General features: G+C 64.0%; 11 protein-coding genes. 2 read left to right on the top strand and 9 right to left on the bottom strand.

Translation table 11 applies throughout. From position 1 onward, the window contains the following. Nucleotides 1–45 precede the first annotated feature (45 nt). Nucleotides 46–1,950 (top strand): ATP-binding cassette domain-containing protein, encoded by a 1,905-nt coding sequence (locus BR71_RS19870; RefSeq protein WP_043641519.1) that lies wholly within the window; start codon nt 46–48, stop codon nt 1,948–1,950. A gap of 208 nt (nt 1,951–2,158) precedes the next feature. Beyond that, the gene (locus BR71_RS19865) at nt 2,159–2,917 is read left to right on the top strand and encodes a substrate-binding periplasmic protein (protein WP_043641517.1); all 759 of its coding nucleotides are present in this window, start codon (nt 2,159–2,161) and stop codon (nt 2,915–2,917) included. A gap of 47 nt (nt 2,918–2,964) precedes the next feature. Here BR71_RS19865 and accD read toward each other — a convergent pair whose 3' ends face one another. From accD to asd, 9 genes are all read right to left on the bottom strand, one after another. Beyond that, complete coding sequence (gene accD, locus BR71_RS19860) at nt 2,965–3,834, bottom strand: acetyl-CoA carboxylase, carboxyltransferase subunit beta (protein WP_019102618.1); 870 nt, start codon at nt 3,832–3,834, stop codon at nt 2,965–2,967. A 74-nt stretch (nt 3,835–3,908) separates the two neighbouring features. Next, nucleotides 3,909–4,697: a tryptophan synthase subunit alpha gene (trpA, locus tag BR71_RS19855; protein WP_043592104.1), complete on the bottom strand. Its 789-nt coding sequence runs from the start codon at nt 4,695–4,697 to the stop codon at nt 3,909–3,911. Between the two features lie 9 nt (nt 4,698–4,706). After that, complete coding sequence (gene trpB, locus BR71_RS19850) at nt 4,707–5,909, bottom strand: tryptophan synthase subunit beta (protein ID WP_019102616.1); 1,203 nt, start codon at nt 5,907–5,909, stop codon at nt 4,707–4,709. After that, complete coding sequence (locus BR71_RS19845; RefSeq protein WP_244269672.1) at nt 5,896–6,525, bottom strand: phosphoribosylanthranilate isomerase; 630 nt, start codon at nt 6,523–6,525, stop codon at nt 5,896–5,898. Before BR71_RS19845 ends, trpB begins: the two co-directional genes overlap by 14 nt. Before the next feature lie 2 nt (nt 6,526–6,527). Next, nucleotides 6,528–7,319: a tRNA pseudouridine(38-40) synthase TruA gene (gene truA / locus BR71_RS19840; RefSeq protein WP_043641515.1), complete on the bottom strand. Its 792-nt coding sequence runs from the start codon at nt 7,317–7,319 to the stop codon at nt 6,528–6,530. Between the two features lie 227 nt (nt 7,320–7,546). Continuing rightward, a complete protein-coding gene (locus BR71_RS19835; protein ID WP_043641513.1) occupies nt 7,547–9,970 on the bottom strand; it encodes a type IV pilus assembly protein FimV in 2,424 nt (807 codons plus the stop codon). Between the two features lie 265 nt (nt 9,971–10,235). Next, on the bottom strand, nt 10,236–12,548 hold the full coding sequence (locus BR71_RS19830) for a motility hub landmark protein FimV (RefSeq protein WP_244269671.1): 2,313 nt from the start codon (nt 12,546–12,548) through the stop codon (nt 10,236–10,238). A 219-nt stretch (nt 12,549–12,767) separates the two neighbouring features. Next, nucleotides 12,768–13,778 (bottom strand): aspartate-semialdehyde dehydrogenase, encoded by a 1,011-nt coding sequence (locus tag BR71_RS19825; protein ID WP_043641511.1) that lies wholly within the window; start codon nt 13,776–13,778, stop codon nt 12,768–12,770. 295 nt (nt 13,779–14,073) lie between these two features. Continuing rightward, the gene (gene asd, locus BR71_RS19820) at nt 14,074–15,186 is read right to left on the bottom strand and encodes an aspartate-semialdehyde dehydrogenase (RefSeq protein WP_043641510.1); all 1,113 of its coding nucleotides are present in this window, start codon (nt 15,184–15,186) and stop codon (nt 14,074–14,076) included. Between the last annotated feature and the right edge of the window lie 26 nt (nt 15,187–15,212).

The raw sequence follows: 15,212 nt of genomic DNA, 5'->3' as shown, positions 1-15,212 counted from the left end.
CATGCGCCGCGCCGGCCGCAAACGCCGGCGCGGCTTCGGACTCCTATGATTCAACTCAAAAACCTCAACCTGCGCCGCGGCCTGAAAGAATTGCTGCTAGGCGCCAACCTGACCCTCAACCCCGGCTACAAGACCGGCCTCACCGGCGCCAACGGCGCCGGCAAGTCCAGCCTGTTCGCGCTCCTGATGGGCGAACTTCACGCCGACAGCGGAGACGCGCTGCTGCCGCCTCACTGGACCATCGCTCACGTAGCGCAGGAAACACCCGCGCTGGAACGCTCCGCGCTGGACTACGTGCTGGACGGCGACCATGAGCTGCGCCAGCTGGAACAGGAGCTGCAAGACGCGGAAGAACGCCACGACGGCAACGCCATCGGCCACCTGCACGGAGAATTGGCGCGCATCGACGCCTACGCCGCGCCGGCGCGCGCCGGCAAACTGCTGACCGGTCTGGGCTTCGATGTCGACGCTCAGCAACGGTCCGTGGCCAGCTTCTCCGGCGGCTGGCGCATGCGCCTGAACCTGGCGCAGGCGCTGATGTGCCGCTCCGACCTGCTGCTACTGGATGAACCCACCAACCATCTGGATCTGGAAACCGTGCTCTGGCTGGAGGATTGGCTGCAAGGCTATCCAGGCACTCTGCTGATGATTTCCCACGACCGCGACTTTCTGGACAGCGTCTGTGACCACATCGTTGAAGTCGCCAACCAGGACTTGACGCTGTACACCGGCAACTACAGCCAGTTCGAAGTGATGCGCGCGGAAAAAATGGCTCGCCAACAAGGCGAGTACGAGAAACAGCAGCGCCAGATCGCCCACCTGGAGTCCTTCGTCAACCGCTTCAAGGCCAAGGCCTCCAAGGCGCGCCAGGCGCAGAGCCGGGTCAAGGCGCTGGAAAAACTGGAACGCATCGCTCCCGCCCACGTGGCTTCGCCGTTCGACTTCCACTTCGATAGCCCGGACAACCTGCCCAATCCATTGCTGAAGCTGGAACAGGCCGATGTCGGCTACGGCTCCGCCACCATACTCAGCGGACTGAACCTATCGGTGGAAGCCGGCGCGCGCATCGGCCTGCTCGGCGTCAACGGCGCCGGCAAATCCACCCTGGTCAAACTCTTGTCCGGCGACCTCGCCCCGCTGCGCGGCGAGATCGTCAACGCCCAAACCCTGAAGATTGGCTACTTCGCCCAGCACACGCTGGAGACCCTGCGCGAAGACGAAACGCCGCTGCAACACATGCAAAGGCTGGCGCCCACCACGCGCGAGCTGGAACTGCGCAGTTTCCTTGGCGGCTTCAACTTCCGCGGCGACGCCGCCACCGATCCAGTGGGTCCGATGTCGGGCGGCGAGAAGGCGCGGCTGGCGCTGGCGATGATAGTCTGGCAAAAACCCAACTTGCTGCTGTTGGACGAACCCACCAACCACCTGGACCTGGAAATGCGCCACGCGCTGACCATGGCGCTGCAGGACTTCAGCGGAGCGCTGATCGTGGTGTCCCATGACCGCAGCTTGCTGGAAGCCACTACCGATATTTTCTGGCTGGTCAGCCACGGCAAGGTGCAGCCCTTCGACGGCGACCTAGAGGATTACCGCCAATGGCGGCTGACCCTGCTGGCCGACGCCGGCAAGCCCTCCTCCGGAGACGCTCAGGGCCTGAACCGCAAGGAACAGAAGCGCCAAGAAGCGGAAGCGCGGCAACGGCTCTCCCAACTGCGCAAACCGCTGCAGAACAAGCTGAACAAGCTGGAAAAGGAACTGGACCAACTCAGCGCGGCGAAAGCGGAGCTGGACGGCTTCATGGCCTCCGCCGACGCCTATGAGGATGCCAACCGGCAACGGCTGGCCGACGCTGTGCGCCGCCAAGGGGAAGTGGCGACCCGCCTGGCGGAAGTGGAGGAGGCTTGGCTGGAAGCCCAGGCCGAGCTTGAGGCGCTGGAACAGGCGGAATAACGGCGGCAACGGCCGGGGTTTTCCACAGCAATCGCCGGATAACTTTGTGGATAACCCCGATCCGTCGCCAAAAAAACTTTTGCAATTAGCCACTTGCCGCTTACGCTCATAAAAAAGGCAAAATCAGGGAACTTTCCCACCTTGCCAATGAGCAAATCTGGTGACAGCATGTGGATAAAACCGGCAACTCCATGATTGCAAAAAACAAATGACTGCCGCCTATTTTTTAAGCAAAACCCCGCGCGCCCCTCCCCGCCGCGCCGCATTCACGTCGCCCATACGTCGCGTTCTGCTCGCCAGCCTGCTGATCGCCGGCGCCGCCGCGGCCGAGCCCCCCATCCGGCTCAACACCCATCAGCAAGTTCCGCTGTCCTTCAGCAAAGAAGACGGCGCCCCCGACGGCTTGGCGGTGCAAATCGTGCAGTGCGCGCTCAAGCAGCTACAACGTCCCTACTTCATCTCCTTCCTGCCATGGCCCCGCGCGCAATGGCAGGTGCAGCACCAACAAGCCGATGCCTTCTTCACCGCCACGCCGTCGGCGGAACGCGACAGCTACGCGGTGCTGTCCGCCCCCATCCTGCCTTATGAGCGACGCTGGTATCTGCTGAAGAACAACCCGCAGACCCCGACCAGCAGCGATTTCAAGCGCCAGGGGCGCACCGCCGCCTTCAGCGGCTCCAATATGGACGACTGGCTGCGCGAACACGGCTATCAACTCACCTCCACCCCGCCCAACAGCGAGCAATTGGTGAAAATGCTGCTGAACCGCCGTGTTGACGCCATTCTCGGCAATGCCTACGTGGTGGACGCGCTCATCGCCAAAATGGGCGTGCAGGAACAACTGCGCAGCGAGCTGGCGCAAAGCCTGCCCTTCGGCGTCTACTTCGGCAAAGCCTTCCTCGCCCGCGAGTCGCCGCAGTTCCTGACGCAATTCAATCGCGCGGTGCAAGGCTGCCGCGCCAAATAAAAAAGCCGCCAGATGATGGCGGCTTTTCAATGCGGTTTGGCTGCGGATTAGACCGGAGCGGGCTCCTTCATCAGCAATGCGCTCAACTCCGCCAGCTTGCGCTTCAGTTCGCGACGATCCACCACCATGTCCACCGCCCCCTTGCTCAGCAGGAACTCTGCGCGCTGGAAGCCTTCCGGCAGGGTTTCGCGCACGGTTTGCTCGATCACGCGCGCGCCGGCAAAGCCGATGCGCGCCTTGGGCTCGGCCAACACCACGTCGCCCAGGAAGGCGAAAGAAGCGGACACGCCGCCCATGGTCGGGTCGGTCAACACCGAGATGAACGGCAATTTGGCGTCGGTCAGCAGCTGCAAGGCGGCGCTGGTCTTGGCCATCTGCATCAGCGAATTCAGGCCTTCCTGCATCCGCGCTCCGCCGGAAGCGGCCACGCAAACGAAAGGCGCCTTGGCTTCCACCGCGGCGCGCACGCCGCGCACGAAGCGCTCGCCCACCACCGACCCCATGGAGCCGCCGATGAATTTGAATTCAAACGCGGCCACCACCACCGGCATCGATTCGATGCTGCCCTGCATGACGACCAGCGCGTCGTCCTCGCCAGTGTCGCTTTTGGCAGCGGTCAAGCGGTCCGGATACTTCTTGCTATCCTTGAACTTCAGGATATCCACCGGCTTGACCTCTTCACCCAGCTCGCGCCGGCCCTCTTCGTCCAGCAGCAGGTTCAGACGTTCGCGCGCGGTCAGCGGGTGATGATGATTACACTTGGGACACACCTGCAGATTGCTCTCCAGGTCGGTGTAATACAACACGGCCTCGCATTCCGGGCACTTGCTCCAAAGCCCCTCCGGTACCGCGGAAGGTTTATCGGCGCGGTTGTCGCGCTTGATCTTCGGCGGCAGGAGCTTATTCAACCAGCTCATGCTGACTCCTTGATTCTTGGACCCGCCGTCAAACGGCGGGCACAGTAAAACGGGGGCTAAGCCCCCGCAATGTTCTATCGGATGGCAGCCTTCAGTTCGGCCACCAGACGGGTTAACCGCTCTTTGGCGGTTTCGGGTGTCGCCGCCTCAATTTCCTGCACCAAGCGGCTGCCCACCACCACCGCGTCAGCGGCGGCGGAGATCGCCTTGGCGGTCGCGCCGTCGCGAATGCCAAAGCCGACGCCGATCGGTACGGTCAAATATTCTCTAAGGGCAGCAATTTTACGCGCTACGTCGTCAATGTCCAGATGCCCGGCGCCGGTCACCCCCTTCAGAGAGACATAATAGACGTATCCGCGCGCCAGTTTGGCGATTTCCGCCACACGTTGCGGCGGGGTGGTGGGCGCGATCAGGAACACCGGATCCAGGCCGTTGGCGGTCAGCGCCGCAGACAGATCGGCGGATTCTTCCGGCGGACTGTCCACGGTCAACACGCCGTCTACGCCGGCGGCCTTGGCCGCGGCGGCGAAGTCCTGGTAGCCCATGGCGAACACGGGATTCAGATATCCCATCAGCACCACCGGGGTATGGTCGTTGTCGCGGCGAAATTCCGCCACCATCTGCAACACCTGGCGCAAACCCACCTTGTGGACCAGCGCGCGCTCCGAGGCGCGCTGGATCACCGGGCCGTCGGCCATCGGGTCGGAAAACGGCACCCCCAGCTCGATGATGTCGGCGCCGCCCTCCACCAAGCCGTGCATCAGCTGCACGGTCAACTGCGGCGACGGATCGCCGGCGGTGATGAAGGGAATCAGCGCCTTGCCGCCGGCCAGCGCTTCAAAACATTGGGCGATACGTGACATAGCGCCTCCTTACAGGGTGATGCCGGCGAGGCCGGCCACGGTGTTGATGTCTTTGTCGCCGCGGCCGGACAGATTGACCAAGATCACCTGGTCCTTGCCCATCTTCGGCGCTTCCTTGGCGGCCCAGGCCAGCGCGTGGCTAGACTCCAGCGCCGGGATGATGCCCTCGAAACGACAGCAATCGTGGAAGGCGCGCAAGGCCTCGTCGTCGTTGATCGCCACGTAGTCGGCGCGGCCGATGTCCTTCAGATAGCTGTGCTCAGGCCCCACGCCCGGATAGTCCAGGCCGGCGGACACCGAATGGGTTTCCACCACCTGGCCGTTCTCGTCCTGCATCAGATAGCTCTTGGCGCCGTGCAATACGCCCAGCGGCGCGCCGCCGGAAATCGGCGCCGCGTGCTTGCCGGAGGCCAAGCCCAGGCCGCCGGCCTCAACGCCGACCATGCGCACGCCGTCAACGCCGATATACGGATAGAACATGCCGATGGCGTTGGAGCCGCCGCCCACGCACGCCACCACCACATCCGGCTGGCGACCGATGACTTCCGGCATCTGCACTTTGGCCTCCTCGCCGATCACCGACACGAAATCGCGCACCAGCATCGGATAGGGATGCGGGCCAGCCGCGGTGCCCAAGATGTAGAAAGTGCTGTCGACATTGGTCACCCAATCTCGCATGGCCTCGTTCAGCGCGTCCTTCAACGTCTTGGAGCCGGACTCCACCGGCACCACAGTGGCGCCCAGCAGCTTCATGCGGAACACATTGGGCGATTGACGCTTGATGTCCTCCGCGCCCATATACACCACGCACTCCATGCCGTAACGCGCCGCCACGGTGGCGGAAGCCACGCCGTGCTGGCCGGCGCCGGTTTCCGCGATCACCCGTTTCTTGCCCATGCGACGCGCCAGCAGCGCCTGGCCAATGGCGTTGTTGATCTTGTGCGCGCCTGTGTGGTTCAGGTCTTCGCGCTTCAAATAGATCTGCGCGCCGCCCAATTGCTCGGACCAGCGCTTGGCGTGGTAGACCGGGCTGGGGCGGCCAACGTAATGCTTGAGCTCATGGCGGAATTCTTCCCAGAACGACGGGTCGGCCTTGACGCGAGCGTACTCGTTTTTCAGCTCGTCCAGCGCCGCCATCAAGGTTTCGGCGACATAGACGCCGCCATGCGGGCCAAAATGGCCCTGGGCGTCCGGCAAGTCATAACGATCCATGTCTAACTCCTGATATGAACGCCGCCATTCTGGCGGCATCTTTGATTCCCTTGGACGCCTCCACACCGCTGGAGACGTCGACCGCGGCCGGGCGCACCTGCGCCACCGCCGCCGCCACATTGTGTTCGTCCAGCCCCCCGGACAGGATCAACGGCAGGGGCAAGGCCTCCGGCAGCAAGCTCCAGTCAAAGGTGGCCCCGGTGCCGCCGTGCGCGCCTTCAACGAAGGCGTCTGTCAGCACCGCGCGCGCGTCCGGGTATTGCGCGGCGATTTCGGCCAGGTCCATGCCTGGCTTCACCCGCACCGCTTTCAAATAAGGCCGCTGAAAGGAGCGGCAGAAAACGGCGTCTTCCTCCCCGTGGAACTGCAGCATGTCGATTGCGCACTCCGCCAACACTGCGCGCACATAATCCGGTTCCGGGTTGACGAACAGAGCCACCACGCTGACGAAGGGCGGCAGCGCCGCGATTACAGCGCGCGCCTGCTCGATGCCGACATGACGCGGGCTCTTGGCGTAGAACACCAGACCGATGGCGTCGGCGCCCAAGCGCGCGGCTTCCGCGCCGTCTTCCGGCCGAGTAATGCCGCAAATTTTGATTCGGGTTGTGCCGCCCACTCTCATCTCCACAAGGCCAGCCGCGCGGCGTCCGCCTGCGACGGCAAATCGTATATTTCCGGATAACCCACGCCGGTCAGATACAGACCATCCGGCATGAAGGTGGGCGGCGCGAAGGTGCGGTCGCGCGCCGCCAGCAGCCCCGCCATGTCCTCCGCGCGCAAAGCGCCCTTGCCGACATAGACCAGCGCCCCGACGATATTGCGCACCATATGGTGCAGAAAAGCGTCCGCCAGCAGATCGAAGCGGATCAGGCCGTCTTGCTCGCTGATGTCCAAGCGCTGCAAATCCTTGAGCGGCGATTTTGCCTGGCATTCGGACGCTCGAAAGCTGGAAAAATCATGCCGCCCCAACAAGTGGGCGGCCGCTTCCCGCATCGCCTCAACGTCCAACGCCTGATGAAACCAGCCCATCTTGCCAGCCAGCAAACAAGGCCGCACCGGACTAGTCAGCAGGAAATAGCTGTAACTGCGGGAAAACGCCGAAAAACGAGCATGAAACGCCTCCGGCACCTCTCGCGCCCACACCACCGCCACTTCCGGCGGCAGCAAGGCGTTGACGCCGCGCACCCAAGCATTCAGCGGCCGCTGCGTCAAGCAGTCGAAATGCACCACTTGCATGGCCGCATGCACCCCGGCGTCGGTCCTGCCCGCGGCCAAGGTGCCGATGTCGGCCACGCCGGCGATCTGCGCGATCGCCTGATTCAATCTGTCCTGAACCGTATTGCCATGCGGCTGAGTCTGCCAGCCGGAAAACGCCCGACCGTCATACTCGATGCCGAGCGCTATCCTCATGCCCACACCTTCTTCAAACACCGACGCGGCGCACCGCGTCGTTCAGCAATAAAGCACTCACTCTACCTTATCCTGCCCGGTTTGCGCCACGACCAAACGATGACGTCTGCTGCGAACACGCGAGAAAAGCGGCCAACCACGGCATAAGACGCCGTCGACGTAAAACGAAAGGGCCGGCTCGCGATAAGCGCGCCGGCCCCTGTGACTCGCAATGCGCGATGGACGCCTCAGCGGCCGGCCTCCTTCATCAAAGCGTCCGCAGTTTCCTTGTCGCCCATCTCCAGATACAGCTTGGCTAGTTCCATTTTCTCCTCATCAGGACTCGCCGCAGCTGCCGGCGCAGGCGATGCCGCTACGGGCGTCGCGAGTGCGGGTGCGGGTGCGGCAACAGGGGCTGGCTCTGCGGCCGCAAGCGACTGCGCCGGCGCCTCCGCCTTTGGCTCGAGTGTGGTTTGCGCGAACAAGGGATGGCCGGGCTCGACGGTCTGGCCAATCTCACACACCCTCATCCACAAGGTGCTGTCCTTGCCGAACACGCCCTTCGCCGTGGTGGCCTCGGCAATGAACATCTGCTTGTCCGGCTGGGTGGACAACACCTCCAGTAGCTTGTAGCGCAAATCTTGTCGCATCGGCTCATGAGCCAGGCCTTCACGCAAAATCTCCAACGCCTGATCATCGCGACCGTAAGCCAGATAGACGTCTGCCTCGGCAACCCGATCCACCGAAGACAGGTCGATCCCATCGCCCTTCTTCAAAGAACTCATCAAGGTCGTTAACGGCCCCAGCATCGAAGCGCCCGTCGCCGTTCCGCTCAAGGCCGGCGCCGCGGGCTCGGCCTTATCGCCGCTGCGCTTGCGTCGCGCCAGCAGCAAGGCGACTAGACCCAAAGCCGCCGCCGCGCCGCCCAGCTTCCAGCGCATAGACTCATCGGACAAGAGAGCGCCCAGTTCATCCGTCCAGCTATTGGCCGCCACGGTGGCTGGCGGAGCATGGCTTTCGGCGGGCTTGGCTGCGGGCGGCTCGTGCGGCGCGGCGGGTTCGGGCGCCTGGGTCTTCCCTACGTGTTCCGGCCTAGCCGCCTGCGGCGCGGACGCCGCCGCGACCGGCATCGAACTGACGGCTGCTATCTTGGGTTCCGGTTTTGGCTTGGGTTCAGGCGCGGACTCGGGGCCGGGCTCTCTTTCCGCCGGGGCCGGCACAGCTGCCTTTACCGCCGCCTGCTGGCGCTGGTAATCCTGAATTTTCTGCTCCAGCGCCTTGGCGCGCTGTTCGGCTTGCTGCAGCGCCTGATCCTGCCTCTGCAGCATCTGCTGCAAATTCCGCTCCTGCTGCGACGGCGCGGCAGCAGGCCGCGCGGCCTCTGCAGCCGGGGCCGGCTTGGCCGCTTCCTTGGCAACAGGCGGGGGCGGCATGACGGGCTTAGCCTTCGGCGCAGCCTCTCTGGGAGCCTGCTCCTGGGCTTTGTGTTCCTGTGGCTTGGACTCCGCCGGCTTATGCTCCAAAGGTTTGCGCTCCGGCGCGCGCTCTTGGAGCTTGCCTTCAGGCTGCGCGCTTTTCTGAACCGCGTGAGCCTCGGGCAACGTCGCCGGCCGCTTAGGCTCCGCGCCACGGGCAACGCCCTGGCCACGCAACTGCCACTCGGCCGGGTACTCCAGGGCCGCTCCAGCGCGCAAGCGATTGGCATCGCCTGCGATGAAAGCCTCTGGATTGTCCCGCAGCAGTTGCTGCGCCACCCCGCCCGCCTCGCCGCCGCCGCGCACGCGGCTGGCGATGCCGGACAACGTGTCGCCCTTAAGCACTCGGTACACTTTCAAGCCCTGCGTTTTGACGGCGGGGACCGGCTTGGCCGCCGAATGAGGGTCCAGCAATACCGAGTAGTTTTTCTGCGCCTTGAGCTTGCCTGCGGCCACTTCCAACCGGAAGGCCAACATTGGCTCGCTTACCGGCTGCTCGGTGCGCAGTTGCACATTAAAGCGGCCTTTGGCCACTTTCTCGATATGGGGCACGATGGAAGCCACCAAGCGCACTTGCTGAGCGCTGGGCTCGCCCTGAGCCGCCACCGCGAACAACGCCAGCCTCGGCGGCTCCGCCTGCTCCAAGGCGCTGCCCTGCAAGGTCAGTTCCAGCAGCAAGGGTTCGCCCAGGCGGGAACGCAGCCGGGCGTCGCTCAGGCCCAGCGAATCCAAGCGCGGCGAGACATCGACGCCGGCCAGCGGCTTCTTGCCCTCCTCCCGCGCCGGCGCGGGTTTGTTGCGCGGTCCGTCGCGGCGGTAATCCACCTCGAACTCGCGCACCAGCCGGCCAGCCGGCCAACTCAGATCCACGGCGAAACGCAACAGCGGCTCCGGATAACTGGCGGCGCCCTTCACTTGGATTTTTTGAACACTGCCATCCGGCTTGCGGACGATGGAAAACTGCAGATTGCCGGCGGAACTGCTGTAAGTGGACAGAAGCGGATAGCGGTTGCGGTCGGCCAGGCCCACCAGCACATTGTCGGAGGGTTCCTCGTCCACCACTGGGATCTCCGCCAGGAAAGGCTCTCCATCGGCGGACAACACCCGGATTGGCCCCAAACCGGCCGTAGCCGCCGCCGCCAGGCCCAGACCGGCCAGCAGCAACGCGATTTGACTCATGCGTGTCTTGAAAGACATGAACGAATTTCCCCACCCTCATTCTTCGAAGCCGCCGCGCAGCAGGTCGCCAACAGATTCTTATAACGTTTTAATTATTGCAACGAAACAACACAACAGCCACTTAGCGAGGATAAATCGAGCATCCTTGCCTCATTGCATCCAGGTAATGGCCAAAAAAGCCACACATTTTCATGCCATTCGCCTCAAACCACGTGATGGAGCCGGATCGTCAAACGGCGGGAGGAGTTGCCCCGTCCCGCCGCGCATCGCCGTCGCCTCTATCTCAAGCGCTAATCGTTGCCAGCAAGGCCTCGGCCTCCGCCTTGAGCGGCCCTTGCGCCTCGGCGATCAAATCCTGCAACACTTCTTTGGCGCCGTCGCGGTCGCCCATGTCCAGGTAGACCTTAGCCAGATCCAACTTGGTGGCCAGCGGATCGTCCAGCACCGACATGCCTTCGGCCTGCGCCGCCGCCGGCGCTTCCGCCTCTGCGGCCGGCGTCTCCGCCAGCATGTCTTCGTACAGGGATTCGAAACCCGCGGACGCGGCCGCTGGGGCCGCTGACGCAACTGGCGCTTCGGCGGCGGCCGGCGTTTCCGCCGCCATGCCCTCCAGATTGAAGTCGAAGTCCAGCAAATTGTTTTCCGCCGGCGCCGCGGCCGCGGGAGTCGCCTCCGGCTTGGGCTCCGCGGGCGTCGTCAGCTCCGCGTCCAGATCGAAATTGAGCAGATTGGCTTCTTCCGGCTTCTCCGCCTCTTCGGGCTGAGGCTCGGCAAAGAGCGCCGCCAGCGGATCATCCGCGGGAACCGCTGCTTCCGGCGCGGCGACGGGTTCAGGGGCGGCAGCCGGCGGCGTTGCCTCAGGCTCGCCGAACAGCTCCTTATCCAGATCGATGCCGCCCGGACTAGACACCGGCGCGGGCGCGGCTTCGATGTCCTCGCCCTCGCCGTCGGACAGATAGAGCGAGTTGGTCGGGTCTATGGAACGGCCCATCGCCGCGGCCTTGGCCCAGATCGGTCCATGGCCGTCGAAGGTGGCGTGCATTTCCCGCGCCAGTTTTTCAAAGCTGGCGACGTCAGGACGCGCCGCGTAGATCTCCATCAGCTTCAGCCTCACCTCTTGGCGCGACGGGTCTTTGGCCAGCGCGTCCTTGAGGATGTCCTCTGCCTGCACATCGCGGCCGTAGGCGATATACACCTCGGCTTCCGCTACAGGATCAACCTCGGCCGCGTCGATGGCGCCGGCCGCCTGGGTGAAATTGCTCATGAAGGAGTGGCCGCCGCCCACCGACGGCGGTTCCATGCCGGAAGACGCGCCGCGGCTCAAGGCGGCGCTGGTATTGTTGGCGGACAGCGACAAGGGCTTGCCGCCCTTGCGCCGACGCGCCAGCAACAGGCCCAACGCGCCCAAGAGGCCCAGGCCGGCCACGCCGCCGCCCACTAGCGGCAAATGATCGATCACCTTATCCAGCAACGACGGCTCCGGCGGCGGAGGCGGAGCCGCCGGCTTGGCCGCGGGCTTGTGTTCCGCCGGAGCGGGCTTGGCCGCAGGAGCCGGAGCCGGCGCGCTGGCGGCGTGCGCGGGAGCGCTGGCGGCGACGGGTTCCGCCGCCGTCGCGGCCGGAGCGGAACTGGAGCTGGAATTAGTCATGGGCGGCCAGGGCTTGCCCGCCTGCAGGGCCTTCAATTGCTCTTCCAGCGCGCTGATGCGCGCCTCCGCGCTCTTCAGCGCTTGCTCGCGCGCAGCCACCTGCTGCTCAAGTTCGGTCAGCTTGCCGCCGCCCGGCTCGCTGGGCACCGGCACCAGCTTCAGCACATCCGAGCCTGCTTTGGCTTTGTCTTCGGCAGCCGGAGCCGCGGGCTGACTGCCTAGAATGCTGGCCACCTGAGCGGCGCTCAGGGACTTGATCTTGCGGCTGGCGGGCACTTTCAGCACCGCGCCCAGTTTGAGACGGCTGACGTCGCCATCGACGAAGGCGTCCGGATTGGCCTGTGCCAAAGCGGCCATGGTCTGGTCCAGCGTGGCGCCGCGCGGCCGCACCTTGCCGGCCAGGCCGCGCAGGGTGGAACCGGACTTCACTTTGAGAATGCCTGGCTGCGGCCGCGCGATGGGCGCGGCGTTGCCGCGATAGCGGCTGGACAGATTGCTGTCGGCGTAACTGGGCACGTCCTGCACGATGTTGGCGGACGGAGAAGCCATCGAGTAGTTGCTGGGATCCAACAACACCGTGTATTCGCGCACCGCGCGTCCCGATGAAGTCTTGGCTTCCACCACGAAACGCAGATAGGGATCGTTGATGGGTCCGGAAGAACTGATGCGTATCATCGCGCCGCGCGAGCTGGGCGCCACGCTGAAGCGCAGCATATTGAGCACAGTGGCGTAATCAACGTTCAAGTCCTGAAACGTATCCGCCCCGGCCAGCCCTATCCTGGCGCTCTCCAACTCCGCCGCTCTTACCCCGGTCAATTCGATATCGGCGCGGAACGGCTCGCCCAGATTGGACCTGACGTTGATTTTCCCCAGCCCTGCCCAGGCGCTGGCGGAGCAGGCCAAAGCCACCGCCAGAACGCCAATTCTGATTTTTGCCTGATGTGTCACTGTCAACCTTCCGGCACGGTTTATCTTGATTTTATTTGCGCTGGCCCAGCGGGCGCAGACGGTAACTGTTGCAATCTTAGGCCCTGCCGCAGTTTTTAGCTAGATTTCATAATGACGCCGTTTGCGCGCGTTTTTCGACTCCGCCATGAAACAGGGCGGCACTCTCGCGAATGCCGCCCTCTGCCCGCGCCATGCGCGGCTTCGGCCAAACCGCTTAAATCAGATCAAACCATTCTGCTTCAACAGCGTTTCGGCGATATTCACGCAATTGAGCGCCGCGCCCGCCTTCACATTGTCGGCGGCCAGCCAGAAGCTCAGCGTCCGGCCCTTGCCGCGCAGACGGCTGACCCACACCGCTTCATTGCCGGTAGCTTCCATTGGCGTCACATAACCGCCCAACTTGTCAGCGGCCACCACTTGCAAGCCTGCCGCAAGCAGACGCTTACGCGCTTGCTCCATGTCAAATTCATGTTCGAATGCCGCATTCACCGCCCACGCGTGGCCGAAAAACACCGGCACCCGCACGCAGGTGGCTTCCACTTGCAATTGCGGCAACGCCAACAGCCGCGTCAGTTCGCGCTCCACCGAGCGCTCTTCTTCGGAGGTGCCGTCCGCGTCCAGCGCGCCGATCTGCGGCAGCACGTTAAAAGCGATGCGCTTGTCGTAAACCCGGCTTTCGGTCTCGCGCTGGGAGAACAGCGCCGTGGTTTGATCCGCCAGCTCTTCCATTGCCGCCTGGCCGCTGCCGGACACCGATTGATAAGTGGCCACCGACACGCGCTGCAAGCCCAGCGGGCGCAGCGCCGCCAGCGCCAGCGCCAGCGGCGTCACCGTGCAATTGGGCACGGAGGCGAGCGCGGCTTCGCCGGCGTCCGCCAGCAAGGCGCCGTTGATGGCGGGAATCACCAGCGGCACACTGTCGTCCTCGCGGAAGGCGGAGCTGAAATCCACCACCGCTGCGCCAGCCGCGCGCGCTAGCGGCGCGTACTCGCGCGCCAGTTCGCTGCCGGCGGCGAAGATGGCCAGCGCCACGTTTTCGAAGGCAAAACCGTCGATCGGATGCACATCCAGTTCCAGGTTGCCATAGGCGGCGGTTTCGCCTTCCTTGTCCGCCGTGTCCACGGCAAAAACCCGGCCCACGGGCAACTGGCGCTGGGCCAGCAGTTCCAGTACCGCCTGGCCCACCAGGCCGGTGGCGCCGACTACGGCGAGCTGAATAGAGTTCGACATCGCTTTACTTTCTCAATCAATCATTGCAAACAGAATACCGCACGCAAAAAAGAGCACCTAGGTGCCCTTTTCAACTCGGCCGCGCTTCTAAAAGTTTGTTCAAAGTCTCGCGAGCAAGAGCGAGACAAGGCGAAAACAAGCGAAAAAGCGGAATGGTCATGTGGTACATGAGCATTTTGAGCTTGTTTTTAACGCCGTATCGCCGACACGCAGCAGGCGATGAACAGACTCGTAAGAGCGGCCCGGCAGTAGGAGCCCGCCAACGCGGCCCCCAGGCTGCCGCCATTCTACCCTGTCAACGCTCGATCAGGATACGCAACATGCGGCGCAGCGGCTCCGCCGCGCCCCACAGCAGTTGATCGCCCACGGTGAACGCGGACAGGTATTCGCCGCCCATCGCCATCTTGCGCAGGCGGCCCACCGGCGTGGCCAGCGTGCCGGTCACCGCCGCCGGGGTCAGCTCGGCCATCGAGGCCTCGCGGGTGTTGGGAACCACCTTGGCCCACGGATTCGCCGCGGCCAGCATGGCTTCGATCTCGTCCAAGGGCACATCGCGCTTGAGCTTGATGGTCAATGCCTGGCTGTGGCAGCGCATCGCGCCCACGCGCACGCACAAACCGTCCACCGGCACTGGATTGGCGGAGCGGCCCAGTATCTTGTTGGTTTCCACGCCGCCTTTCCATTCTTCCTTGGACTGGCCGTTGCCCAGATCCTTGTCTATCCACGGAATCAGGCTGCCGGCCAGCGGCACGCCAAAATTCTGGCAGGGAAAATCGTCCGCGCGCAGGAAGTCCGACACTTTGCGGTCAATATCGAGAATGGCGGAAGCCGGGTCCGCCAGCAGGCCGGACACCTGGGCGTTGATCGCCCCCATGCCGGACAGCAGTTCGCGCATATTCTGCGCGCCGGCGCCGGAGGCGGCCTGGTAGGTCATGGAAGTGGCCCACTCCACCAAATCGTTCTGGAACAAGCCGCCCAAGGCCATCAGCATCAGCGACACGGTACAGTTGCCGCCGACGTAGTCCTTGACGCCGCGCGCCAAGCCCTGCTCTATCACCGCTTTATTGACCGGGTCCAGGATGATGATGGCGTTGTCTTCCATGCGCAGCGCGGAAGCCGCATCCACCCAGTAGCCGTTCCAGCCGGCGGCGCGCAGCTGCGGATAGACTTCATTGGTGTAATCGCCGCCCTGGCAGGTGACGATCACATCCATGGATTTGAGTTCGGCGATGTCCTTCGCGTCTTTCAGCACCGGGGTGTCGCGGCCGATGTCGGGGGCCTTGCCGCCCACATTGGAGGTGGTGAAGAACACCGGCTCGGCAATCACCGCAAAATCGTTCTCTTCGCGCATGCGCTGCATCAGCACGGAACCCACCATGCCGCGCCAACCTACAAAACCTACTCTCACTGGGGTTTCTCCTGGTATCTGTCTGT

The organism is Chromobacterium haemolyticum DSM 19808 (assembly GCF_000711885.1).
Classification (GTDB): domain Bacteria; phylum Pseudomonadota; class Gammaproteobacteria; order Burkholderiales; family Chromobacteriaceae; genus Chromobacterium; species Chromobacterium haemolyticum.
Note: the sequence above shows the minus strand (reverse complement) of the source record. Positions and strands in the feature narration are given on the sequence as shown.